General features: G+C 64.0%; 17 protein-coding genes. 10 read left to right on the top strand and 7 right to left on the bottom strand.

The window, feature by feature from the left end; translation table 11 throughout:
- Positions 1–196: 196 nt before the first annotated feature.
- A complete protein-coding gene (locus QM841_RS35910) occupies positions 197–1,309 on the bottom strand; it encodes an NDMA-dependent alcohol dehydrogenase (RefSeq protein ID WP_283335641.1) in 1,113 nt (370 codons plus the stop codon).
- 26 nt (positions 1,310–1,335) lie between these two features.
- Entirely contained in the window at positions 1,336–2,838 is a 1,503-nt protein-coding gene (locus QM841_RS35905; protein ID WP_283335640.1) for an aldehyde dehydrogenase family protein, read from the bottom strand.
- 366 nt (positions 2,839–3,204) lie between these two features.
- Between QM841_RS35905 and QM841_RS35900 the strand changes: the two genes are divergently transcribed.
- Positions 3,205–3,840 carry a GntR family transcriptional regulator gene (locus QM841_RS35900; RefSeq protein WP_283335638.1) on the top strand — a complete coding sequence of 212 codons (636 nt, stop codon included), beginning with the start codon at positions 3,205–3,207 and terminating at the stop codon, positions 3,838–3,840.
- Positions 3,841–3,934: 94 nt separating this feature from the next.
- On the opposite strand, the gene QM841_RS35895 is transcribed toward QM841_RS35900, so the two are convergent.
- Positions 3,935–4,264 (bottom strand): helix-turn-helix domain-containing protein, encoded by a 330-nt coding sequence (locus tag QM841_RS35895; RefSeq protein ID WP_283335637.1) that lies wholly within the window; start codon positions 4,262–4,264, stop codon positions 3,935–3,937.
- A gap of 348 nt (positions 4,265–4,612) precedes the next feature.
- On the opposite strand from QM841_RS35895, the gene QM841_RS35890 reads away from it, so the two are divergent.
- From QM841_RS35890 to QM841_RS35880, 3 genes are all read left to right on the top strand, one after another.
- Positions 4,613–5,932: an MFS transporter gene (locus QM841_RS35890; RefSeq protein WP_283335636.1), complete on the top strand. Its 1,320-nt coding sequence runs from the start codon at positions 4,613–4,615 to the stop codon at positions 5,930–5,932.
- Positions 5,933–6,058: 126 nt separating this feature from the next.
- Complete coding sequence (locus QM841_RS35885; protein WP_283335635.1) at positions 6,059–6,838, top strand: alpha/beta fold hydrolase; 780 nt, start codon at positions 6,059–6,061, stop codon at positions 6,836–6,838.
- Between the two features lie 105 nt (positions 6,839–6,943).
- A complete protein-coding gene (locus QM841_RS35880; protein ID WP_283335634.1) occupies positions 6,944–8,386 on the top strand; it encodes an MFS transporter in 1,443 nt (480 codons plus the stop codon).
- Between the two features lie 43 nt (positions 8,387–8,429).
- On the opposite strand, the gene alr is transcribed toward QM841_RS35880, so the two are convergent.
- Positions 8,430–9,623 carry an alanine racemase gene (gene alr / locus QM841_RS35875; RefSeq protein ID WP_283335633.1) on the bottom strand — a complete coding sequence of 398 codons (1,194 nt, stop codon included), beginning with the start codon at positions 9,621–9,623 and terminating at the stop codon, positions 8,430–8,432.
- A 238-nt stretch (positions 9,624–9,861) separates the two neighbouring features.
- Between alr and QM841_RS35870 the strand changes: the two genes are divergently transcribed.
- Positions 9,862–13,338: a serine/threonine-protein kinase gene (locus QM841_RS35870; RefSeq protein WP_283335632.1), complete on the top strand. Its 3,477-nt coding sequence runs from the start codon at positions 9,862–9,864 to the stop codon at positions 13,336–13,338.
- 5 nt (positions 13,339–13,343) lie between these two features.
- On the opposite strand, the gene QM841_RS35865 is transcribed toward QM841_RS35870, so the two are convergent.
- The 3 genes from QM841_RS35865 to QM841_RS35855 all read right to left on the bottom strand — a co-directional run bounded on the left by QM841_RS35865 (position 13,344) and on the right by QM841_RS35855 (position 16,748).
- Positions 13,344–14,603, bottom strand: a complete 1,260-nt coding sequence (locus tag QM841_RS35865; RefSeq protein ID WP_283335631.1) for an MFS transporter — start codon at positions 14,601–14,603, stop codon at positions 13,344–13,346.
- Positions 14,604–14,705: 102 nt separating this feature from the next.
- Positions 14,706–15,446 (bottom strand): GntR family transcriptional regulator, encoded by a 741-nt coding sequence (locus QM841_RS35860; protein WP_283335693.1) that lies wholly within the window; start codon positions 15,444–15,446, stop codon positions 14,706–14,708.
- A gap of 15 nt (positions 15,447–15,461) precedes the next feature.
- Positions 15,462–16,748 (bottom strand): MFS transporter, encoded by a 1,287-nt coding sequence (locus tag QM841_RS35855; protein WP_095869771.1) that lies wholly within the window; start codon positions 16,746–16,748, stop codon positions 15,462–15,464.
- 548 nt (positions 16,749–17,296) lie between these two features.
- On the opposite strand from QM841_RS35855, the gene QM841_RS35850 reads away from it, so the two are divergent.
- The 5 genes from QM841_RS35850 to QM841_RS35830 all read left to right on the top strand — a co-directional run bounded on the left by QM841_RS35850 (position 17,297) and on the right by QM841_RS35830 (position 23,742).
- The gene (locus tag QM841_RS35850; protein WP_283335630.1) at positions 17,297–18,667 is read left to right on the top strand and encodes an MmgE/PrpD family protein; all 1,371 of its coding nucleotides are present in this window, start codon (positions 17,297–17,299) and stop codon (positions 18,665–18,667) included.
- A 111-nt stretch (positions 18,668–18,778) separates the two neighbouring features.
- Entirely contained in the window at positions 18,779–20,296 is a 1,518-nt protein-coding gene (locus QM841_RS35845; RefSeq protein WP_167117959.1) for an aldehyde dehydrogenase, read from the top strand.
- A gap of 21 nt (positions 20,297–20,317) precedes the next feature.
- A complete protein-coding gene (locus QM841_RS35840; protein WP_095869774.1) occupies positions 20,318–21,469 on the top strand; it encodes a zinc-binding dehydrogenase in 1,152 nt (383 codons plus the stop codon).
- 1 nt (position 21,470) lies between these two features.
- Complete coding sequence (locus QM841_RS35835; protein WP_283335629.1) at positions 21,471–22,637, top strand: CaiB/BaiF CoA transferase family protein; 1,167 nt, start codon at positions 21,471–21,473, stop codon at positions 22,635–22,637.
- 349 nt (positions 22,638–22,986) lie between these two features.
- The gene (locus QM841_RS35830; RefSeq protein ID WP_241031749.1) at positions 22,987–23,742 is read left to right on the top strand and encodes a GntR family transcriptional regulator; all 756 of its coding nucleotides are present in this window, start codon (positions 22,987–22,989) and stop codon (positions 23,740–23,742) included.
- The last annotated feature ends 728 nt before the right edge of the window (positions 23,743–24,470 follow it).

Below are 24,470 nucleotides of genomic sequence, written 5' to 3'. Positions count from 1 at the left end.
TGGATAACTGATACGTACGGACAACTTTTACTTTGCCATGTCCAGCAGCGCTTTGGCAAGGGAAGGCGTATCCCGTAGATTCGGTCGGGAATCATTGTGCTGCTGGGGGATTGGTGGGGCGGGTTTACCGGATTCGGGCAAGCCAAGGCGCCTCCCGACCTCGCAGGAGTCCGGAAGGCTGCCGAGTGCGCGGCGTTCAGAGTGAGAAGTCGATGATTCCGCGGATGTTCTTACCGTCCCGCAAGTCCTGATAACCCTGGTTGATCTCGTCGAGCTTGTAGCGGGTGGTGATGAGCTCGTCGAGCTTGAGCTGACCTGCATCATAGAGTCGTAGCAGTCGGACGATGTCGTACTGCGGGTTCGACGACCCGAACAGAGTGCCCTTGATGGTCTTCTCCATGAACACCATTTCCTGGCCTGACACGTGGACAGTGAGGTTGGCGGCGTTGGACACGCCCGTGACCACCACTGTCGAGCCCTTTCCGATCACCTTGAATGCCGCCGTAATGGTTTCCTCGTCCATAGTGCCGATGAGCACGAGGGCCTGGTCGGCGCCCTGGCCCCAGGTGAGTTCGGTGACCTTTTCCTGTGCTTCCTCGGCGCTGGAGAAGACATGGGTCGCTCCGAATTTGAGCGCGGTGTCTCGCTTGAATTCGACCGGATCGACGCACACGACGTACTTCGCTCCGGCGTGCACCGCACCCTGGACCGCGTTGGTGCCCAGTCCGCCGATCCCGTAAATGACGGTGGTGTCTCCGGGGCGAACGTTGCCGGCGTTGACTGCGGTGCCCCATCCGGTCGGGACGCCGCACCCGACGAGCACCGCGCTGTCGAGTGGAAGCCAGTCGTCGACCTTCACAACCGAGTACTCGGACACGGTGGCGAATTCGGAGAAGGCACCGAGCATGCAGAAGGCGCTGTAGTCGGTGCCGTCCTTGTGCAGCCGGAAAGTGCCGTCCGGCATGCTGCCCTCGAGAATTGTGGATCCGGCATCGCAGAGGTTCTGGCGTCCGGTCGAGCAGTACCGGCAGATGCCGCAACTCGGTGTGAAGCTGCAGACCACATGGTCACCGACCACGACCTTCTTCACTCCGGGGCCGACCTTCTCGACGATGCCCGCCGCTTCGTGTCCGCCCACCATCGGATAGCGCACGGCTAGATCGCCGTCCATCATGTGCAGATCCGAATGACACAGTCCGGCCGCAGACATCCGCAACATGACCTCCCCGGGGCCGGGATCGTCGATGTCCAGATCCACGATCTCGAAGGGGGCGTGGGGTGCGGTCAGTACGGCAGCGCGTGTCTTCATTGTTCTTCCGATCGTTCGAGGGGGTTTCAGCTGTGCATGGTCCAGACGGACTTGGTTTCCAGGTATCCGTCGAGGCTGTCAGGGCCCAGGTCACGGCCGTAGCCGGACTGGTGGAACCCACCGAAGGGAGCTGCTGGATCGGTCAATCCCCAGCCGTTGACGTAGACGGTCCCGGCCTGCAGTCTGCGTGTCATCGTCTGGACGGTGTTCACGTTCTTCGTCCAGATACCCGCGGCCAAGCCGTAGTCGCTGGCATTTGCTCGTTCGATGACCTCGTCGATGTGGTCGAAGGCAAGAACCACGAGGACCGGACCGAAGATCTCCTCGCGGACACATTCCATGTCGTCGGTCACGTTGGCGATGATCGTCGGGGGGTAGAAGTGTCCGGTCAGATCGGCGGGAACCTGCGCGGGCTGATAGACCGTGGCGCCCTCGACCTTTGCACGTTGGACGTATCCCTGGACGCGCTCGAGTTGCGCACCGTTGGCGAGGGGCCCGAAGTCGACGCCCTCGTCGATTCCGTGTCCAATCCGCAACTGCCCTGCGATCGAGGTGAGCTGCTCGACTACCTCGTCGTGAATGTCCTTGTGAACGAACAAACGGGATGGGGCACTGCAGGTCTGGCCGGAGTGCCAGAAGATGCCACCCGCAGAACCGGTCACCGCCTCCTCCACATCGGCGTCGGGGAGGATGATGTTGGCGGACTTGCCGCCCAGTTCCAGGGTCACCCGTTTGACGTCGTCTGCAGCTTGGCGGGCGATGTGCTTGCCGACCTTCGTCGAACCGGTGAACGTGAGTTTATTGACCCCGGGATGGGTGACCAGTGCTTGACCAGCGATGCCGCCTGTGCCCGGCACGACGTTGAGCACGCCGGGAGGCAGTCCGGCCTCGATGGCCAACTCCGCCAGCCACAGCGCCGACAGGGGTGTTTCCTCGGAAGGCTTGAGGACCATCGTGCACCCGGACGCCAAGGCGGGACCGATCTTCCAACCGCACAGCAGAAGTGGGAAGTTCCACGCGGTGATCGCGCCCACCACTCCGACCGGTTCGCGTTCGGTGCGTACGTGAATGTTGGGATGAGACACCGGGACGGTCGAACCGACGATCTTGGTGGGCCAGCCGGCGTAGTAGTGGAACGCCCGCGCGGCGAACTCGACATCGATGTTTCGTGCTGCGCCGAGAACCTTCCCCGCATCGAGGACCTCGAGCTGGGCGAAGTCGTCGGCGTGCTGGTAGATCAGATCGCCGATGCGATGAAGGATGCGTCCGCGGTCCAGTGGACTCATCTGCCGCCACGGGGCAGACTCGGCGAACGCGCGCCGGGCGGCATCGACTGCGGCGGCGACATCGTCCACTCCTCCGGAGGCCGTAACCGCGATCTGGCGGCCGGTTGCCGGGTCGAAGACGGGTATCTCCTCTCCGCTGAGCGCTGAGCGTCGTTCGCCGTCGATGAAAACGTGCGGAGCGGTCTTCAGACGCTCGACGACAGCGGAGGACAGAAGGTGATCAGTCGATGCGGTGATTGTCATCGTGCCTCTCAAATGGATATGTGATACATCAGGTGTGACTCACGTTACGTCATCGAGGGGCCCAAGTCGAGTCCGTCCAATCGCCAGCGCGTCCGACACGCGGCCCTTCCGCCGCCCCGGCGAAACATAGACAGAAGAAGGGCCTGTTCAGGGCCATTTATCTGATGCCGCTGTTGATGGGAGAAGCTGTCGGCTGATGGCGTAACGCTCTTCCAGCGGGACCGCGCTACACTTCTAGTGTTGATGATTGATCAAATAAGGGGAGTCGATATGACAGCGTTCGACGCCGGAATCGATGTGCCGAGCAGTGCTGCACGGAACGGTGGCCGACGTGAGGACGCTCGTCCTCAGGTCCTGCGGCGGAACATGAGTGGTCAGGTCGTCGACTACATCAAGACGATGATCTTCGACGGGTCTTTGATCCGGGGGCAGCGAGTGCCCCAGGACCAAATCGCCAAAGATCTCGGGGTCAGTCGCCTGCCGGTTCGGGAAGCGCTCATCGCCCTCGAAGCCGAGGGATTGATCGACTCCGAACCGCATCGTGGTTCCTTCGTCGTTCCCATCCTGCGCGAGGACATCGACGATCACTACCGGATCTACGGAATGGTGCAGGGGCTCGCATCGCGACGCGCCGCATCCCGGATCACCCAGCCAACACTTGCACGGCTGCACGAGCTGCACGAACTCATGCAGAAGAGCGACGATCCTGAGCTTCTTCACAACCTGAACTGGGAGTTCCACGCCCTCATCAACCAAACGGGTGGCAGCCGGCGCCTACTGTCGGTGCTGCGGCAGCTTGCCAAGAACCTGCCACGGGCCGTATACGAGGCACCCCCCGGTGCGAGTCCCGAAGCCAACCGGAGTCACCAGAAGATGCTGGACGCTTTGGAGCGGGGGGACGGGGCAGGGGCAGACGCTGCATCGCGCGAACACGTTCAGTTCGAGGGGGAGTACGTGATCGCCAAGCTCAAGCGCGATGGGATCCTCGCCGACGACGACTAACGGCAGGCGAAAGACCAGTCAGTGGCCGGGATCACCGGACTTCCCCGTCGACGACGAGAAGAAATGGCCCTGGCGCTGGCGGGCGTCCGCCTTGTCAGTAAACCGGGTAGTCGAATCGCCGCTGGTTCAAGACGAGCGCAATGACTTCCGCCCGTGTCCGCGTGCCCAGCTTGCGCAGGATGTGGCTGACATGAAAGCGCACGGTGCTCTCGGCAATGTAGAGCTGCTGTCCGATTTCTCGGTTGGACGAGCCGTCGACCAGGCACTCGAGCACGTCGCGTTCTCGACCGCTCAATGATGCGCCGTGCGTTCCAGCGCCCCCGTCATCGGTGTCGCACGGAACGGCGATGAGCTGGCCGAGGATGTCGAGAGCTGCGCCACGGGCCGCGCGGTCATCCAGCCCATCTGATCGCAATGCGGTCACGGCACGGTGGACAGCGAGCCACCCGGAGGCGTCGAGAACTGCCTCGTTCCGCGAATGGCAGCGGTCACGATCGGGAAGGGTTGTCGACACTTGCTCCTCTTTCAATGCTGGGGCTCCTCGAATGTATCAAATTTATCGTTACCGAACGATGCCGTGGTGACACGTTCGGAAAACCAGTCCCCATATAAGCGCAGGTGAAAGCTCATTTTGGGTGAGCGCTTCGGGGAATGTTTTGCCGGAAAAGGCAGAAGACTTGATAAGTGATGCAAAAACCCGCAAACTATGTGGCGCACGCCACTGCGCGATCTTGCTCCTCCTTGAGCCCCCTTGACGTCACCAGGAGACCCCATGACAGAAATCGCCGTTGACGACGACGGTTTGCGCGAAAGACCACCAACCACCACTCTTGCCGCGGATGATCGGCTGCGGCCCTATCACTGGGCTGTCATGGTGCTGGGGGTGCTCGGCTATGCGACCATCGCGGCCGACGCCGCAATTTTCCCCACCAGCTACCCCCTCGTCCAACAAAGCCTGGGTTTCTCCGACAGTGCCGTCGGATACATCTATGCAGGCGGATTCTTCACCTGTGGTGTCATCGCCATGTTCCTCATCGGCCCATTGACGGACCGATTCGGACGTAAACCGCTCTTCGTAGCGGCTATCGCGATCTGCTCGGCGTTCACTATTCTGACTGGATTCGCCTGGAACACAACGTCATTCGGAATTCTTCGGTCGATTGCAACCATCGGTTATGTCTCGTGGGGACTGGCTACCGTCCTCATTGCGGAATCGGTACCCGCGAAGCATCGCGGATGGATGACCGGGACCGTACCAGTGGGGTGGGCCATCGGATTCGGATCATCGGCTTTCTTCTCCGAACACATCGCCGCCAGCATGGGATGGCGGGCGGTGTTCTGGATCGTCGGCATACTCCCCTTGGCCTTCGGTATCGCCGTCTCCTTCGTCATCAAGGAAACACCGCACTTCCAGGATCTCCAACATGCCCGTCGAACTGGGGCGAGCAGGTTCCACATCGACGTCGCCAAGACGGAGAAAAGTGTGCTCTCCCAGCTGTGGGCGGCCGATATGCGTCGCCGCACCATCGGGGTGACCCTGTTCTTCCTCTTCATCGTGCCCCAATACGCCATCATGTCCTACTTCGGACTGAGCTTCCTACAGGGTAAGGACATTTCGTTCCTCGAGGCCAACCGGGCAATCACCTGGGCAAACTGGCTCGGGATCGTCACCATCCTCGCTGCCAGTTTCGTCACACGGGGTAAGGGTGCCCACTACACCCTCACCGCCGTCGGGGTGCTCGGATCCGTATGCGCACTCTTCATGGTGTACCTGGCGACACCGTCGACGATCGTGCCATGGTTCATCGTGTACGTCTTGATCACCATCGGTCTCTGGGGCGGGTCCTCGAATTTTCTCCAGGAAGCCTTCCCCACGCGTATTCGCGGCACGGGTGGAGCATGGGGTTCGGGCATGTTGTGGACCAGCTACGGGACGCTCGCGCTCATCGTCGCCCCTCTGCTGACCATCTACAGCTGGAATGTGTTGGTTATCGTCTTCGGTGCCGTTCTACCGCTGATCGCGCTGGTCGGCCTGTGGATGGTCCCACGGCCGAAGGCGCTCAACGCCAACCTCGAGGACCTGGTGCACTGACATGCTTTGCTGCACAACCGGAACCAACCGAAGCCCGATGCCCTTGCCATCGAATGCAACGTCACCGTGTCTGCCCACCGGCATTCGGCCGAGCGACACGACTCACTGGCCTGAAGGAAAGAACCGATGAACGTTTTCGACGTCGCAGACCGGGGTCACGGCCCAGCCGTGCTCTTCAGCCACGGCACGCTCCTGGACCGGACCATGTATGCCGAGCAAACCGCTGCTCTGGCTGATCGCTATCGAACCGTCGCCTACACCAGCAGGGCCGGAACGTCGGAATACGGCACTGAATACGACCTCGACTCCCTGGTCACCGATTGTCTGGAGGTGGCTGCCCGAGCCGGAGTCGACCGATTCGTACTGGTGGGAATGTCGGTGGGCGGTTTCATGGCGATCGAGCTGGCACTGAAGCACCCGGATCGGCTGGCCGGGCTGGTCCTGATGGACACGATGGCAGACGCCTACACCAGCGAGGAGAAGGCTCAGTTCGCCGAAGTGTTCAGGCCCATGAAGAGCGAAGACCCGATCTCCGCGAGCTTTGCACAGACCTTTGTTCCGATCATTTTCGGCTCGAAGGCCATCGCGAACCGTCCCGACTTGATCGATCGGTGGGTGCGCAAGTGGCGGACGAGATCGTCACGGTCGGTATGGGGCGAGTACAACTCGTGGATCGGCAAGAGTGAACGCCTTTCCCGACTTTCCGAGATACAGATTCCGACCCTCATCGTGCACGGTGAGGACGACAACGGCATCGACGTCGCCGCAGCCGAACGGATGCATGCCCGGATACCGGGATCGGCCTTCGCCCGAATCCCCGGCGCGGGTCACTTGGTGACCGAGGAGAACCCCGACGCCGTGACAACGGCGCTGACCACTTTCCTCGATGCCCTACCGCGGTGGTAGACCGTGCAGATCTTGAGCATCCGTCGATTACCTGCTCTCCCGTCGAGCGGCTTCGTCATTCGGCGTCGCGCCGAACTGGTGATCGACGGCGAGCTATCCGCATGAGTGCTCGACTCCAGCCACCGTGGACCACGTCACCGTGGCCCATCCCTCACCTTTACTGTTCTATCTGGAGGAACCATCATGGGCGTGTCTGAAAAACGCTCCACCACAAAGATGCTGCGGGTTACCGCAGCAGGATTCGCCGGCACCGCCCTCGAGTATTACGACTTCTTCCTGTACGGCACCGCCGCAGCCCTCGTGTTCGGGCCCTTGTTCTTCCCGTCATACAGCCCGCTGGCGGGGACCCTCGCCTCCTTCGCGACTTTCGCGGTCGGATTCCTGGCCAGGCCGTTGGGCAGTGTTCTTTTCGGCGGAATGGGGGACAAGGTCGGTCGGCGCAAGACGCTCGTGTTTTCGCTGTTGATGATGGGCACCGCGACGGTTCTGATCGGCGTACTGCCGACCTTCGAGCAAGTCGGTTGGTTCGCTCCGCTCCTGCTGGTCACCCTCCGTTTCGTGCAAGGCATCGCGATGGGCGGAGAGTGGGGTGGAGCCGCTCTGATGCTCGTCGAGCATTCACCCCCGTACCGGCGCGGGCTGTATGGCAGCACCGTCCAAATGGGGGTGCCCGGTGGACTCCTGTTGTCGACCATCGCCATCACGGTCAGTGACCACATTTCCGGCGACGCTTTCGACACCTGGGGATGGAGGATCCCGTTCCTGCTCAGCGGCATCCTCTTCGCCATCTCGATGTTCATTCGTCTCGGAGTCGAGGAAACTCCGGACTTCACCGCACTGCAGTCCGCATCGGCCCAGCAAAGCACCCCGGTGAACTCACTGCTGCGCAATCAATGGCGGGAAGTCGCTCTGGCTGCGGGCGTTATCGCTCCTGGAGGGATACTGTTCTATCTGGTTTCCACCTATGCCGTCTCCTACGGCACCACAGTCTTGGACATTAGCCGCACCACGATGCTCAATGCGTTGCTCGCCGCATCGATCGTCTATCTGATTAGCCTGCCGGTATCCGGTCATCTGAGTGATCGGTTCTCACGCCGTGCCGTTATTCTCGCCGGGTGCGTCACCGCTCTGTTCGGAGGTTTCGTGTTGTTCGGGCTGATGAATACCGGGTCGGGCTGGGCCGCGTTCTTGGGTATCACCTTCATGCTGGCGGTGGTGCATTCGGCACTGCAAGCTCCGCAGCCGGCGTTCCTTGCGGAGCGATTCGGTGTCGATGTCCGGTTCAGCGGCGTCGCGTTGAGTCAGGCGCTGTCAGTTAGTGTCATCGGTGGCACCGCCCCGTTCATGGCGACGCTGTTCTACAGTTGGACACACTCCACCTGGCTGATCTGTACCTGGCTCACACTCTGGAGCGTGGCTGGGGCCGTCTCGACGATCGCGCTCAGCAGGCGACCATGCGCGATCGACGATGCCGAGCAGCGACCGGCAGATACCGACCGGGAACCCCGACTCGGTGCGTCACGACAACTGACCGGCACTCACGAATAGTTCCGAGGATGCGCATAGCTCCGCGGGCGGCGCGTCCGTGGAGCTATGCGCCAGGGGTGCCCGGCGCGCCACCGACATAACGCCACTCGATCCGACCACGCAGTCCGCCGAGAATCTCGGCGGGCGTCGTCCCGAGCGCGTGAGCCCACCGCTGCGCACCCGCGGTGCTGCCGGCGGTTCCCCCGAACAACACGGCGCGATCTCCTTCCACGACATCGGTGTCGGTCCCGAGGTAGACCAGTATCTGATCCATGCACACCCGCCCGACCTGAGGGCGCCACCTGCCGCCCAGCAGCACCGACATACGGCCACCCAGCGCACGCGGAATCCCGTCCGCGTACCCCACAGGCAGCAATGCGATCGAACAGTCCCTCCCTGCCACCCACCGGAACCCGTACGAGACCCCGTCGCCCGCCGCGATCTTCTTCACCAGCGCCACCTCCGCCGACAACGTCAGGGCCGGAACCAGTTCCGCTTCGAGGGCAGAACCTGTTGGCGCGACGCCGTACAGACCGAGATCGGCGCGGACCAGGTCGAAGCGTAAGTCACTGCGACGCAGCGCCTGCGCGCCGGCGAGATGGGCGGATTCGAAGGTCACCCCGGCTGCGCGTGCGAACCGTAAGTACTCGAGAAAATGGGCGCGGTCTCGATCCACCACAGCGTCGGCATTCGTGTCGTCGCCGGTCGACGAGTAGATGCCGCGAACGTGCACCGTCCCCTCCGATTGAGCCGCGCGTAGCGACCGGATCAGATCTGCCCAGTGCGGGACCCGCTGGGGGGGACGTCCGCAGTCGACGGCCACCTGGACCGTCGCAGTTGTCCCGCACCGTGCCGCCGCCCTCACGGCCGCCACCTGATCGGCGGATTCCACCGTTACGGCGACGCCGGTTCGGATTCCCGCGTCGAGGCAGTCCTCCCCGTACCCACGTACCGGCGCGAACGCCAGGATCGGGGCGCCGATACCGGCCCGGCGAAGTGCGCACCCTTCATCGATCGTCCGAACCCCCAGTTCCCGCGCCCCAGCCGCCAAGGCGGTGACCGCGACCGGCACCGCACCGTGGCCGTACGCGTTGGCCTCGACTACCGCCATCAACGACGCCGTCCCGGCCCGAGCGGCCAGGGCCCTCGTGTTCCGGGAGGTGGCGTCCAGGTTCACACAGGCCTCGATCACCGGTCGACGGCCCTCCAGAGATCCGGCGCCGGGAGCGACATCGGTCTCCGAGTGGAAGGCTGACACGGTTCTGGCCCTCGATTCAATGGCAAGCGCCCACCTATACAGGGGTGGGGAGGATAGAGTGCCTCGGACGAGGCTGCGAATTCTGCCTGACACCTTACTCGGCCACAACCTCGGTCATCGGGCATGTAATTTGACCACGTTCAGCCCAGTTCGGTCGACTGCCAGATTATCCTCGATTCAGTAGGCGAGGTGGGTGATGAGCCGATTCAAGGCACCAGATGCCGGTCCGAGGTGATAGATGGCCGAGACCGATCCGGGGGCAACACAGCGCGACCAGACTCCAGACATCGCCACGGAGCTGGCGGCGGAGGGATTTGAGTGCGCCACCGAGATCGGACGGGGCGGCTTCGGGATGGTGTACCGCTGCGAAGAGCGGACTCTCGATCGCGTCGTCGCGGTCAAGGTGCTCACCACCTATCACGACTCGGAAGGCGTGGCCCGCTTTCTCCGTGAGCAAAAAGCAATGGGACGCCTGTCCGGGCACCCCAACATAGTCACGATTTATTGCGTCGGAACGACGGGCGCCGGCCAACCGTACATCGTCATGCACTACCACGAGCCGGGCTCCCTCCAGGCACTGATCGAGTCGGGTCCGATTTCCTGGACCCGTGTCCTGCACCTCGGGATCAAGGTGGCCGACGCGCTCGAGGCCGCCCACCAGCAATCCATCCTGCACCGAGACATCAAACCCGCGAACATCTTGATCGACACCTTCGGAGAGCCGCAGCTGACAGATTTCGGCATCGCCCGCATCACCGGCGGATTCGAGACCACGGCCGGTGTCGTGACCGGATCACCCGCCTACACCGACCCCGACGTGCTGCTCGGGCATCCCCCCAGCCCAGCCGGCGACATCTATAGCCTCGGAGCGACCCTGTTCAGCGCGCTCACCGGACACGCGGCCTTCGAACGGCGCAGCGGTGAGCCTCTGATCGCTCAGTTCCGGCGCATCACAAATCCGACCGGTCCCTTGCTACGTGACGTGCGGGGAGACATCCCCGAGGAACTCTGCACTGCGATCGAGCATGCCATGGACCGCGATCGCGGCAACCGTCCCCGCGCGGCAGCCGAATTTGCGGACCAGTTACGCCGCGTCCACCACAACTCCGAGAGCAGCGCACCCGAGGGGATCGCACCAGAATTGAGCGCCGACCCGGAACACCATTCATCAGCATCCGGTTTCCAATCCCCGTCACCGCACTCGCGGACGCCGACACCCTCCGGTCGGTATTCGGCACCTCCCACGCCCGCCACCAGATTCCGACCACCACCACCGAGCCGCACCCTGGTCCCCCGTGCCCGCCTGATGCAGGCTCTCCACACCGATCGACGGCGGCGCCTGGCCGTGATTCACGCACCCACCGGCTACGGAAAAAGCACCACGGCGGCACAGTGGCTCCGTCAGCTCGCCGACGAGGGCATCGCCACCGCATGGTTGACCGTCGACCGAGACGACAACAATCCGCTGTGGTTCCTCGCGCATCTCATCGAAGCCGTCACCACCGCATTGCCGGCCGTGGCGACCGACTTGCGGGACACCTTCGAAGCACACGGTGACCACGCATGCCCGCACGTGCTGACAACGCTGATCAACACACTGCACGGTCAGGACCAACACCTGGCCCTCGTCGTCGACGACTGGCATCGGGTCTCGGATCCCTCGAGTGTGGCGACGCTGACGTACCTACTGGACAACGGGTGCCACCACATCCAGGTCATCGTGACCAGTCGCAGCAAAACAGGACTGCCGATGAGCCGAATGCGCGTTCTCGACGAACTGGTCGAGATCGATTCGGCAGTACTGCGATTCGACGAAGAAGAAACACGCACCTTCCTCACCGAAACATCGGGAGTGGACCTGGCGACAAGTGACATCGCCAACCTGGCGAGGTCGACCGACGGGTGGGCCGCCGCCATCCAGCTGGCGTCGCTATCTCTGCGCTCGTCCGCGGACCCCGCCGGTTTCATCGAACACCTCTCGGGCCGCCACCAAGCGATCGGAGATTTCCTCGCCGAGAACGTCCTCGACTCCATCGACACGGACACACGCGCATTTCTGCTGGCCACCGCCATTCCCGACCGCATCTGCGCCGACCTCGCCTCCACCCTGACCGACGTGCGACGCGGCCAGGCGATGCTCGAGCTGATCGAAGAACGCGACCTGTTCCTGCGCCGAGTCGACGACGAAGGACACTGGTTCCGCTACCACCACATGTTCGCCGAATTCCTACGCGGCCGCCTCGACACCGACTTTCCCGGACGATCGGCGCAGTTGCATCGCTCCGCCTCCACCTGGTTCGCCGAGCACCACTTCCTCAGCGAAGCGGTCGATCACGCACTGCGTGCCGGCGATACGACCGGTGCGGTGGAACTGATCGAACGCGACGGGACGTATCTGCTCGAGCATTCGCAGATGTCGACGTTGCGTGGACTCGTCGACAAGCTGCCGATCGACAGCGCGGTATCGAATCCGCGGCTGCAGCTCGCCGCCGCCTGGTCGAACATCCTGCTCTACAACCCCGACCCGGCTCTGCAGGCACTCGACCGCGTCGATACCGCGCTCACCCACCGCAGCGACCCGGACACCCCCGCGCTGGCCGCCGAAGCGTCGGTGGTCAGAGCAGTCGTGGAATTGCGCGCCGACCGCGCCTCTCGCATCGACGACTTGGTGCGTCCGTGTCTCGATCGACCCGATGACCTCAGGCCGTGGGTCGTATCCGTCGCGGCGAACGTCGCGACGTTCGCCGCAATCTGCCAAGCGGACTATCGCGCCGCCTATGCCCTTCAGCAATGGGCCGCAACGTATCACCAGCGGAACAACGGGCCGTACAACTCGGTGCACGGACACTGTTGGGTGGGTATAGCCGCCTTCGAGCAACTCGACGTGAGCTTGGCGGAATCGAGTTTCCGAACCGCGATGAAGATCGCTCAGCAAGTGGATGGGCGTCGGTCGTACACAGCTCGGCTGGCCGGGGGCCTGCTCGGTGAAGTTCTGTACGAGAAGGGTCAGATCGTCGAGGCCGAGCGACTGCTCGACGACGGATACGACCTCGGGCCACACGCGGGGGCCGTCGACTTGAAGATCACCCGGTACGTCGTCGGAGCCCGAATCAAAGCGATTCGCGGTGACCGTTCGGCGGCGGTTCAACGGCTGGACGAGGGCGCACGATTCTCCACGCAGATGCAGCTGCCGAGGCTCCACAGCGCCATCGTCAACGAAGCGGCGCGCCTGGATCTCGTCCTGCCGTCCTCAGATGCACAACCTGCGGACCTCACCTATGCCGAACGCGCCGAGCAAGTGTCCGGTCTCGACGAGGCGATCGCGCAGTACCGGGAGGAGGCGGCAATCCGAGGATTGGTGCGAACCGGATCCCCGGCGAATACCGACCTCGCATGCCAGTGGGCCAGAGAGTGGGCAGAGCGCCTCGCGGACAGCGAACGCCACCGGGCCGCGCTGCGGGCCCGCCGACTGCTGGCCGGCTGCCTCGCCGCATCCGGCCGCAGCGAAGAAGCCGGAAAGGTGCTCACCGAGGTGGTAGCCCGCTGCTCGCAGGCCGGGTTGGTGCGGTTCCTCGCCGACGGGGGCGAACACGTCATGGACACCCTCCAACACATCGTCGACACCGACGATCCACCAACTCATCCGCCGCAATCGTCGGACGTGCCCCGCGACTTCTTGTTGGCGGCGCTCGCGGCTGATGCCGGCCTGCCGTAAGCCCCCTACCGCAGGGGTGACACCGCATCGTCGGTGTTGTGTTGAACGGACCGCCGGGCCACGGTTCCCGCGGCAGAGAAGAGGATCAGGCCCGCCCCGATGGCGAGCCATATGGCCGCCGTAAGCATGCCGATGCCAAATCCCCACGGACTGACCCCCGAAGCGAGCGCCGGACCGGCGCTGGCACCGAGGAAGGTAAATGATCCGTACAGTGCCGTTGCGCCGCCCGTTTCCTCCGGACGTACCTGCGCCAGAAGTGATTCGACGATGGCCGAGGCCGTAATGGCAATGGCCGCCACGAGCACCAGCACCGTGATCGACAAGGCAACCAGGGAATCTGACAGAACCGATCCGCCCGCAGACATCGCCGCCACACCCATCGCCGCCGCGCCCCGGCGGGCCGGTCGGCACCGCCTCAGCACCCGACCCAGAAATGGAATGACGAGCAGCGCCGGCACGGTGGCCAATCGCAGCACCTGCAGGGCCTCGGGATTTCCGGCAATTGAAGGCGGCCCCACCAGCGAGATGGTGGTGAAGACGCTGACATACGCACCGAGGAAAGTGGCTGCAGCACCAAACAGCGCGACCAACCGCCACCTGCCCAGAATCGTCACCAGAACTCCGAAAAGCCGCGTACCACAGGGGTGGTCCCTGGGCCGCGCCCTCGGAACCAACACAGCAACTGCCACGGTTGCCACCACGAGCGCGCCTGCGCCCACCACAAAGACCGCGCGCCAGCCAGCTGCAGCGGCGATCATCTGCGCAGCGACGGGAACGACCGCCGCAGCGGCGAGAAAACCGCTGGTCAAGCAGCTCAAAGCGAGTAGGCGGTGGCGCGGATCGATGCTCTCGGCGATATACGTGAACGCGGCCGGGGCGAAGGCGGCGGCTGCGCAGCCCTGCCCCGCGCGAGCGATCAACTCCAGAAGGAGCGTAGACGGCAGCGCTGCCAGCAGGGTGGTGACCGCGGCGGCGAACAGGCCGCAAGACATCACGGTATGCGGCCCGAACCGCGACGCCAGCGGCCCCGCGGCGAGGAAGCCGAGAGCATAGGCGACGCCGAACACAGTGGAGGTTGCCGTCACGTGCGCAGGGTCGACACCGAAGGTAGCGGCCATCTGCGGAAGTAGCGCCAGTACCGAGTACATCTGTCCCACAGCGGTGATGGCCGCAGCGGTGAGAATGACGATTACTCGTCCGGACGGGGCATATCGATCCCGGACTACGTTGATCGGACCGATGTCGGTGTTCGGCTGTAGGCCCACACCGCCTCCTTCGTGCGTTCCCGATGGGTGAACCGTGTGATGGTCGCGCCTATCGCTTCGTGGTGGCCCAGTAGCACACCGGGCACGGATCGTGGGCCCGCATCAGCGGCTCCGGCGCAGGTCCATCCGGTAGCTGTAGCGGCGGGGATTGAGTCGCGAGGTGGTGAACTCGACCGGCCGCCCCCCGGCGTCGTGGTAGAGCCGCTCGATGAGTAAGACGGCGTCTCCTGCCGAGCATCCGATCAGTTCGCTCTCCGCCTCTTCGGCTTGGGTGGCGTGGATATTCTGAGTTGCGGAGACGATGCTCTCGGGTAGTAATCGCTCTGCCGATTGAATGATCGTGCTGTCGGTCTCCCACAGTCCCCGCTCGATCACGTTGTCCGCCAATGAGGAAACCATGTAGTGCCGGGTCAAGGCGAAAGGCGCATGGTTGTAGCAGCGTTGGACGAGTGCGCAGCGGACGTCTGAGATATCCGCGCCGAGGTGGCGGGCGATCGCGGGCTCGCTCACTCCCCGTCGGAAAGGCTCGAGTAACCGGGTGGTGGTGCCGGGCCAGCTCATGATTTCGTCGAGCGATCCGATTGCACGCTGGTAGCGACCTGAGTTCGTCTCGTGCCCAATCAAGTACGTGCCGCTGCCCTGGACGCGGTGCACCATGCCCTCCTCGACCAGGTGACTGATCGCTTGCCGGATTGTGTGTCTGCTGACGCCGAAACTCTGCCGAAGCTGGTCTTCGGTGGGCAGCTTGTCTCCCACGGCGTACTCACCGCGTTCGGCTCGCCGCCGAAGTTGTTCGGCGACGAGCCGGTACGCGGGACGCCTGAGATACGAATGCGTCTCCACAATCACGCCTGTCTGTCATTTCCTTGCGGAGGGTGCTTCCTCGCTGAACAGCGACACCCCGCGGGTCTCGGGCAGATACCGCAGCAGAAGCACGAACGACAGTGCTGCAATCGCGACCAGGTAGAGAGCGGGGGCGACGATGAGCGCTGCCGCAGCTGCGATGGCGGTGGCGATGAACGGGCCGGGCCCGCCGATGAGGGCCTGCGCGACGTTGAAGCCGATCGAGCTACCCGTCACCCGCAGTCGGGCCGGGAAGAGCTCGACCATGAGAACGCCGAGCATGACATTGGCCAGGGCCTCGAAGGCCGCGAAAATCACCAGGCCGATCAGGGCGAGGTACCAGGTGCCGGTCGAGAGCAGAACGAAGCAGGGGACGGCGGTCAGAGCAATGCCACCGGCGCCGAGCAGCATCGTGCGTCGGCGACCGATGCGGTCGCCGATCATCCCTGCCACGGGACACATGAGCGAGTAGATGAGCAACCCGAGCACCGCGAGTTCGAGGGCGGCGGTCTTGGTCATGTGGACCTCGACAGTGAGGAAGGTGACCACGAAGGTTGCGAGGTAGTAGAAGCCGAGGCCGGTCACCGCGGTGCAGACGAACACCAGGAGGATTCCGGATCGGCTGTGCTTGCCGGCGTTGCGCAGGGGGGCGTGCTCGACCTCGTGAGCGCGCTGGAGCTCCTGGAATACGGGAGTGTCCTCGAGCCGGAGCCGGACGTAGAGGCCGAGGACGGCCAGCGGACCGGCGACGAGGAAGGGGACGCGCCAACCCCAGGTCGTCATCTGGTCGTCGGACAGCAGGGTGGTCAGCAGCAAGGTCACCGCACCCCCGGCCATGACCCCGATGCCGGCGCCGGCGGAGACCACACTGCTCCACAGCCCGCGTCGGCGGGCCGGTGCATATTCGACGAGGAAGGCAGCTGCGCCGGCATACTCGCCACCCGCGGAGAATCCTTGGGCGCACCGAAGGAGCACCAGAAGAGCGGGAGCGGCAAGGCCGATCGTGGCGTAGGTCGGCAGGATGCCGATGCCGATGGTGCAGATACCCATGACGACGATTGCGAGTGAGAGCGCCGCACGGCGACCGGCGCGATCGCCGAAAGCCCCGATCAGCAGCCCCCCGAGCGGACGAAAGAGGAACGCGACGCCGAAAACGGCGAGGGAGGCCAACAGCGACGTAGTGGCGTTCCCGGACGGAAAGAACAGCGCCCCGATGGTCGCGGCCAGAAACCCGTACACCGCGAAGTCGAACCACTCGAGGAAGTGGCCGATGCCCGCGGCGACGGCCACGCGTCGAGACACGTGGGGTGCCAGCGTCCCCGATGAGGTCAGCGCATCAGTCGTCGGTGCATCTCCCGCAATCGTGGGGGGTAACGGCGATACAGGGGGTGGGTTCGTCATCGAGGTCTCCTCGGGAAGCGTCGTGGACTTCTTTCGCCACGACGTGAATTTGGTCCTGCGGGAATCTGATCGGTCTTGTGGCGCGCCCATGATCCTCCGCCTGGCAGCTCGCAGTGAAGTAAGCCACAGTTGTACGGATGACTTGAAGCTAGTCAGGGTCGGTGCTTGCGTCAACCCCTCACAAGTTGCGCGCCGGCCGCTGGGCGGGAACTGGCCGATGAAAATGCTGTGAACTGGCAATTGAATGCCCACTGGCGTCTAGTCCATGGGCGGAAATGGGAAGGGGTCGGTTTCCATTCGCGTCATGATTGACAGATGTAAGACTTCGCAATAGTGTCTCAAGTCATACGGACAAATTGTGGCGACGGCGGGGATCGGATCCGCGTCCGTGGGCGGCTCCCACAGGAACCGCAACTGACGTGTCCACGAATCATGGAAGGGAAGTGCGCATGTCTGGCAGCACGATCGCCGAACGACTCGGTGTCTTCGCCGCAGGTCTGGAGGTCGATGCGCTTCCACAATCGGTCGTCGAGCGGACGACAGGGTGCCTCATCCACGCGTTGGCGGTGGGGATGGCCGGGTCTGCGGCCGGCTTCGGTCGACAGGCCGAGCAGGCCAGCCCTGGAGTGAGTTCGCCTCCGAACCTGGAGGGATACGCCCGCTCGCTGGTGACCGGGCAATGGCATCCGGCCTCGACGGCGGCCTTCATCAACGGAGTGCATCTGCATGCCCGGGCGCAGGAAGACACACACGGTACTTTTCATCCGGGAGTGAGCGTCATCCCCGCAGCCCTGGCGGCCGCAGAGTCCAGCGCTGTCGACGGCCGGACCCTGCTGGCGGCGGTGGTCGCGGGTTACGAGGTGGGTATTGCACTGTCGGGGCCGCTCACGGACCTGACCACCCCGCCCTTTCGTGCGACGGCGGTCTTCGGGCCGGTGGCTGCCGCCGCTGCCGTCGGGCGGATCCGCGGCCTGAGCGGCGAACGCATGACCTCCGCACTGGCGATCGCCGCATCGATCTCGGGCGGCACGTCCGAATCGTTCGGTGCGGGAACCGACGAGTGGCATTTCCAGTCGGGGATCGCGGCGACGAGCGGGCTGATGGCAGCGCAACTCGCCGAAACCGGTGTCGCGGGGTCCCGGACGGCGTTTGAGGCCGAAGCAGGATTCCTCGACTGCTTCTCGCGATCGCGGGAGGCAGCGGAAACACTCGCCCGTGACCTCGGCCGGTCCTGGAACATCCTCGACGTCACCTTCAAGCCGTACCCGGTGTGTGCGTTCAATCAGGCGCCGGCCATGCTCGCGGTGCGGCTGCGCGAGTCCGGTCTCCGCGCCGACGAGGTCGCGTCGATCCGGCTGCGGATGAACGAACGCGAAGCCACCTATCCGGGCATGCCCTCGCGGGGGCCCTTCGCCAGCACCTCACAGACACTCATGAGCGCCAGATTCGCCTTCGCGACCGGTCTCGTCCAAGGCGACATCACCTACGACCTGCTGCAACAGTTCACCGATCCCCAGGTGCTCGACCTCATCGGCAAGATCGACCTCGTCGCCGAGCCGGGACGCTCAGCGAAAACCGCACACGCCACCGTGACCCAGATCGACAACACCACGGTCCACGACGCCATCGAGGACTCTGATGCGATGCTGTCGTGGCACATGGACGGCGTCGTCCGCAATGCCGAACGCCTCGCCACCGAGATTCCGCTGGTGGCAGAGGAATTGGAGACCCTGGTCGACAGCGTGGCCACGTTGCCGCAGGCGTCCTCCGTCGACCCGTTGATCCGGTCGGCACTGGCGGGAATCTCCGTCGGAACGTGAGGACAGCATCCCCACATCCTCCTTGATGTGCGCGGTACCTCGAAGCCGATACCGCGGCCCCAATTGACAGTGCCGGGCACTCGGTCCGGCCGTGAAACGAGAAAGAGCACTATGACCGAGAACGTCGTTGCCACCGCCGAGAGACGAAACAGCGAACTCCAACACCGAAAGATGTACATCGACGGCGAATGGGTCGATGCGATTTCCGGTGAGGTTTTCGAGACCGTCAACCCGTACAACGGGCAGGCCTGGGCCACTGCACCACTCGCTGGACCGGCCGACGTGAAGAAGGCCGTCGAGGCCGCACGCCGGGCGCTGTCCGGGCCGTGGGGATCGATGTCCGCGGCGCAGCGAGGTGTCCTGATCCGCAGGTTGGCGGCGCTGATCGAGCCCCAAGCAGAGGAGCTCGCGCGCATCGAGACCACCGACAACGGCAAGGTCATCCGCGAGACACGCGGCCAGATGGCCGGGCTACCGGCGACCTACGAATTCTTCGCCGGCGCTGCCGACAAGATTTTCGGTGACACCATCTCCGCGCCCCAGACGAACTTCTTCACCTACACCCGCCGCGAGCCGATCGGCGTGGTCGCCGCAATCTTGCCCTGGAACAGCCCGCTGTTCCTGCTGGCGAGCAAGCTCGCGCCCGCCCTGGCCGCGGGATGCACATTTGTCGCCAAGCCGGCCGAGCAGACGCCGTCGTCCACCCTCGAGTTCGCGAAACTCGTTGATGAAGCCGGTTTCCCGCCTGGAGTGTTCAACGTCGTCACCGGCGCCGGAGCCACTGGAGCCGCGCTGACCGCCGAACCCGGGGTGGACAAAGTCACCTTCACCGGATCGACTGCCACCGGAATCGCGGTCATGAAGAGCGCCGCCGACCACATCGCGGAGGTCACCCTCGAACTCGGCGGCAAGTCCCCGAACATCATCTTCCCCGACGCCGACATCGATGCGGCCGTCAACGGGGTGATGGCAGGAATCTTCGCCGCCACCGGTCAGACCTGCATCGCAGGAAGTCGGTTGCTGGTCCACGAATCGATCCGCGACGCCGTCGTCGAACGGCTCGCCCAGCGCGCACCCCAGATCAAGATGGGTGATCCGCTCGACATCGAAACCGAAATGGGCCCCATCGCCTTCGCCGAGCAACTCGAGAAGGTTCGCTACTACGTCGACCTCGGAGTCAGCGAAGGCGCCACGGTGGTGTGCGGCGGAGAGCGTCCGCAAGACACCGACCTGGCCGACGGGTACTTCTTCCAGCCCACCATCCTCAGCGGCGTCGACAATTCGATGCGCGTGGCACGGGAAGAAATCTTCGGACCGGTGCTGTCGGTCATCACCTTCACCTCGGAAGAGGAGGCGGTCCAGATCGGCAACGACACGACCTACGGACTCGCCGCGGCGGTGTGGACCAAAGACATCCAACGCGCACACCGCGTGGCGCACCGCCTCGAGGCCGGCACGATCTGGGTCAACTCCTACCGTGTGCTCGCCAACAACGTCCCCTACGGCGGCTTCGGCCAGAGCGGCATCGGCCGCGAAAACGGCATAGAAGGCCTCGACGCGTACCTGCAGACCAAATCCATCTGGGTCGAACTCACCGGCGAAAGCCGCGACCCCTTCAAACTCGGCTGAGCCCACGAGGAGAACAAACTGATGACTACCACCTTCGACATCCCCAAGACCAGCCGGGCGGCGGTGCTCACCAAGCACAGCGAGCCGCTCGAGATCCGCGAAATTCCAGTGCCTCAGACCCTCGAACCGGGCGCACTCCTGGTCCGAATCGAAGCCGCGACGGTGTGCGGATCGGACCTGCACCTGTGGGACGGCTCCCTCGGCGGCAGCCAAGCGCTGGATCTGCCCGTCATCCCCGGACACGAAATGGTCGGCCGGGTAATCGCATTCGGTGACGGCGCCGAGCGGGACACCTTCGGTACACCGCTCGAGATCGGCGATCGCATCTGCTTCACCCACGCCTCATGCAACCAGTGCGAGCACTGCCGGTTCGACAACCAGCCCACCCTGTGCACCAACCGCCAGTACTACATGTTCACCAACTGCGAACGTCCCCCGTATCTGGTCGGCGGCTTCGCCGAATACGCCTACGTCTTCCCCAACTCGGGACGAGTGCGCGTGCCGGACGAGGTGGAAACCTCCTGGGCATCAGCGGCCAGCTGCGCATTGCGAACGGTCGTGCACTCCTTCGAGCGCATCGGCAAGATGAACCCCTGGGAAACCGTCGTCATCCAGGGCGCCGGCCCGCTCGGTCTGTTCGCGACCGCCCTCGCCGATCACCTCGGCGCCGGGCGAATCATCACCATCGGCGCCCCCGACAACCGCCTGGCCATCGCCAAGCAATACGGCGCCACCGACCTCGTCTCCGTCGCCGAACACCCCGAACCCGAAGACCGAATCGCCGCGGTCCGCGACCTGCTCGGCGGCCACGGCGCCGAAGTCGTCTTCGAATTCTCCGGCGCACGCACCGCATTCCCGGAAGGCTTGGGAATGATCAAAGAAGGCGGCCGCTACATGGTCACCGGCCAGATCGACGGCCCCGGCAAGGAAGTCCCGGTCCGGCCCGGCTTCATCACCCGACAGCAGCTGACCATCATGGGGACCTGGTCCGGACACATCGCCGAGTACCGCAAGGCACTCGAATTCATGAAGAACACGCACGGCAAGTACGACTTCGGTGCACTGGTCCCGAACCGGTACCGGCTCGACCAGGCCACCGAGGCGCTGACGCGTATGCGGGCGCAAGAGGACATCAAGCCGATGCTCGTCCCGCACGGAACCGAAGGAATCTGACGTGAGGCCCCTCGACGGCATTCGTGTGCTCGAGATGGGCCAGTACATCGCCGCCCCCTACTGTGCGATGATGCTGGCCGACCTGGGCGCGGAGGTCATCAAGATCGAGCGGCCCGACGGCGGCGATCCGCGCAGAATCTATGATCCGCTCGAGCAGACCGAGACCGGGTCCATGAGCGGCGGGTTCCTGAGCTACAACCGCAACAAGAAGTCCGTCACCCTGGACTTGAGCGCGGAGAGTGACCGAGCACGGTACCTGGCTTTGGCGGCGACCGCCGACGTCGTCGTAGAGAACCTTCGCCCCGGGGCAGTCGACCGCATGGGAGTGGGATACGACGCGCTCAAGGAGATCAATCCACGCCTGATCTACTGCGCCATCAGCGGATACGGGAGGTTGTCGACACATCGGGGTGAATTCGCCGAACGGCCGGCCTTCGACACCGCAATCCAGGCGATTGGTGGGCTGATGGCGGTGACCGGAGAACCGGGGGGCCCGCCGTTGCCGACGGTGACCGGTTTCGCGGACGTCTTCACTGCCGTGCATGCCACCGTCAGCGTGCTCGCCGCTCTTGAGGGCCGTCACCAGTCCGGTACGGGTACGTTCGTCGATCAGAGCATGTACGACTCGGTGGCGTCCCTGCTCGAACGCGAACTCATGCTGTGGGATTTCACGGGCGAGCATCGAGTGCGCGGGGTGGATCGGTATTCGCCACTCGGCGCTCTCGAAGCCGAGGACGGTTATGTTGCACTGATTCTGCCCACCCATGAGATGTGGCGGCGGCTGTGTGTGGCAATCGAGCGGCCCGACCTGCTCGACCATCCGCTGCTGGACTCCGTCGTTCACCGGGCCGAGAACTTCGCATCGGTGATCCGCCCAGAAGCCGAACGGTGGACACGGTCCCGCACCCGCCGCGAGATCGTCGAGCACTTCGCCGCGCATGGGCTTCCCGCCGGAGAAACCCAGACCATCGACGAGCTCTACCAGTGCCAACACCTCGACGCGCGTCGCATGTTCCTCGAGATCGACGATCCGCATGCCGGTCGCCGTCGGATGATCCGGACACCGTTCCTCACCGACACCTACGACGAACCGCGCACCGACTCCGCGCCCCAGCTCGGCGAGCACAACGACGAACTGCTTACGGAGGTGGAACCGACCACCGCCTGACGCACCCCGCCGACATGCAGGCGGCGGCGGGGACACCAGTACCGCCGCGATAAGCCCGACATCCGTATCGCGGCCGTGTTCTGGTGACGGAAGTCCGTCGGCGGCCTGACTCCGGCGCCGGACGGACTGAGTATGGAGGTGTGATCGCAAACGGTCACACCTCCATACTCGATTGATCAGTATCAATTTTCGAGCTACAGATGTCGAGATGGACTCTGTGGCCACGAATGCTCTGGTTTCGCAGTAGATCACCAATGCGGAGCGGCCCCCGTTGAAGATTCATCCGGACGAGCACTAGTGTGGTGGATGGAACCCTGCCGACCGCATCAGGGAGAAGGAGGGGCCCGTGGTGACGAACAAGGTAGCTCCCGCGGAGCGTGGTGTCCCAGCGTACAAAGTGCTGGCCGAGAAGTTGCGGACCGACATCGAGGCCGGTGTCTACTCGGTCGGACGAAAGATGCCCACCGAAAGCGTGCTGCAGTCGGTCCACAACGTCAGCCGCCACACGGTGCGCGAAGCCCTGCAGATACTGCTCTCCGACGGGCTGATCTACCGCGTGCAAGGCAGCGGAACCTATGTGAGCGGCCGCCAACAGGACACCCGGGGCCGCTACGTCCGCTCGATCGGATCCCTCGACGAAATCATCGTCTGGCCCGACACGAACACCGAGGTGATCGAACCATTCACGGTCGTCGTCGAGCCCTCCATCGCGTCCCGATTGGAATTGCCGTACATCGAGGTCAGCAAGGCCACCGTTCGCCGTTCCTTTGAGGGGATCCCCTTTGTCCTGACGCGCCACTACGTCGAACCCGACCTCGGTGCGAAACTGGCCGCGGAGGGGGTCCCGTCGGTCGGCGAGGGAACCGTGATCGGGGCGGCAGAAAAACTGCTCACCAAGCCGATCATGGGCGCACGGCAAGAGATCACCGCCATGAACGCCCCGGAGTACGAAGCCGAACTGATCGGATGTCAAGCAGGAGACGCCATACTGCTAATCGAGCGTCTCTACTACGACGCGGACGGGAAATTCGTCGAGTTCACGTCCTCTCACTTCAATCCGCGCCGATACTCGTACCGCATGGAATTGCGGCGGCGAGGAGCCTGAGCACGAAGAAGTGAAAAGTGTAGCTCGCGGCCGTTGCAGAGCACGGCGGCGAGCTACTCATTTCTCAAGGCCTTGGACTCCGAGGCCATGGCGGTCCGGTACTCGTCCCAGCCGAGATGTTCGCCGGCGGCGATGCGGAACTATTCCACGATCGGTGCGAGAGATTCGGACATCGTCAGCACTTCGCCGTGGCCGTCCACCTGCATATCGTCCACCCGCATGTAGTGTCGATCGACCTTCTCAGCTCGCGCTACTTGCGTGGCATGTCGCGGCTTCCATGCGTGGCCGACAAGATTCCGGCGCCGAGGTCCCGTGAAGCGCCTCCTGGCGGCAGCAGGGATCATTTCCCACTGTGGTGCTCCGTCGGTGCGGTCTGGCCAGCGTCCACTGGCAGGGTGCGGCCAGCGATGTAGGAGGCCTCGTCGCTTACTAGAGTAAGAGATCGCAGGAAGGAACAGGACGAGGACCCACTCGGGTGGCAACTGCGAAAGCAGCAACAGTCGGGTTCAAACGCCGTAGGCAGCCACTGAGCGGCAGTGCGCTGGTTGGACCAGCCGTGTCCGAGCGCCCCACACGGTGAAGATGATGCCCGTTCCGAGCACTACGACGAGTAGTTGAATCGACTGCAGTGGTCACCTCATGGCTATTGAGCGCTGTGGGTACGTGCTGAGTGCCCTGACGGAAGGATGTGGGTCGGCGCCGGGCAGACGTTGTCGGCCCGCCTCGAG

The sequence above is a fragment of the Rhodococcus sp. IEGM 1307 genome (assembly GCF_030056915.1).
Classification (GTDB): Bacteria; Actinomycetota; Actinomycetes; order Mycobacteriales; family Mycobacteriaceae; genus Rhodococcus_F; species Rhodococcus_F opacus_D.
Note: the sequence above shows the minus strand (reverse complement) of the source record. Positions and strands in the feature narration are given on the sequence as shown.

Excerpts from the sequence above, each read along its gene's own strand:
- QM841_RS35910 (WP_283335641.1), bottom strand. The coding sequence starts at position 1,309 with ATGAAGACACGCGCTGCCGTACTGACCGCACCCCACGCCCCCTTCGAG.
- QM841_RS35905 (WP_283335640.1), bottom strand. The coding sequence starts at position 2,838 with ATGACAATCACCGCATCGACTGATCACCTTCTGTCCTCCGCTGTCGTC.
- QM841_RS35900 (WP_283335638.1), top strand. The coding sequence starts at position 3,205 with ATGAGTGGTCAGGTCGTCGACTACATCAAGACGATGATCTTCGACGGG.
- QM841_RS35890 (WP_283335636.1), top strand. The coding sequence starts at position 4,613 with ATGACAGAAATCGCCGTTGACGACGACGGTTTGCGCGAAAGACCACCA.
- QM841_RS35885 (WP_283335635.1), top strand. The coding sequence starts at position 6,059 with ATGAACGTTTTCGACGTCGCAGACCGGGGTCACGGCCCAGCCGTGCTC.
- QM841_RS35870 (WP_283335632.1), top strand. The coding sequence starts at position 9,862 with ATGGCCGAGACCGATCCGGGGGCAACACAGCGCGACCAGACTCCAGAC.
- QM841_RS35850 (WP_283335630.1), top strand. The coding sequence starts at position 17,297 with ATGTCTGGCAGCACGATCGCCGAACGACTCGGTGTCTTCGCCGCAGGT.
- QM841_RS35845 (WP_167117959.1), top strand. The coding sequence starts at position 18,779 with ATGACCGAGAACGTCGTTGCCACCGCCGAGAGACGAAACAGCGAACTC.
- QM841_RS35840 (WP_095869774.1), top strand. The coding sequence starts at position 20,318 with ATGACTACCACCTTCGACATCCCCAAGACCAGCCGGGCGGCGGTGCTC.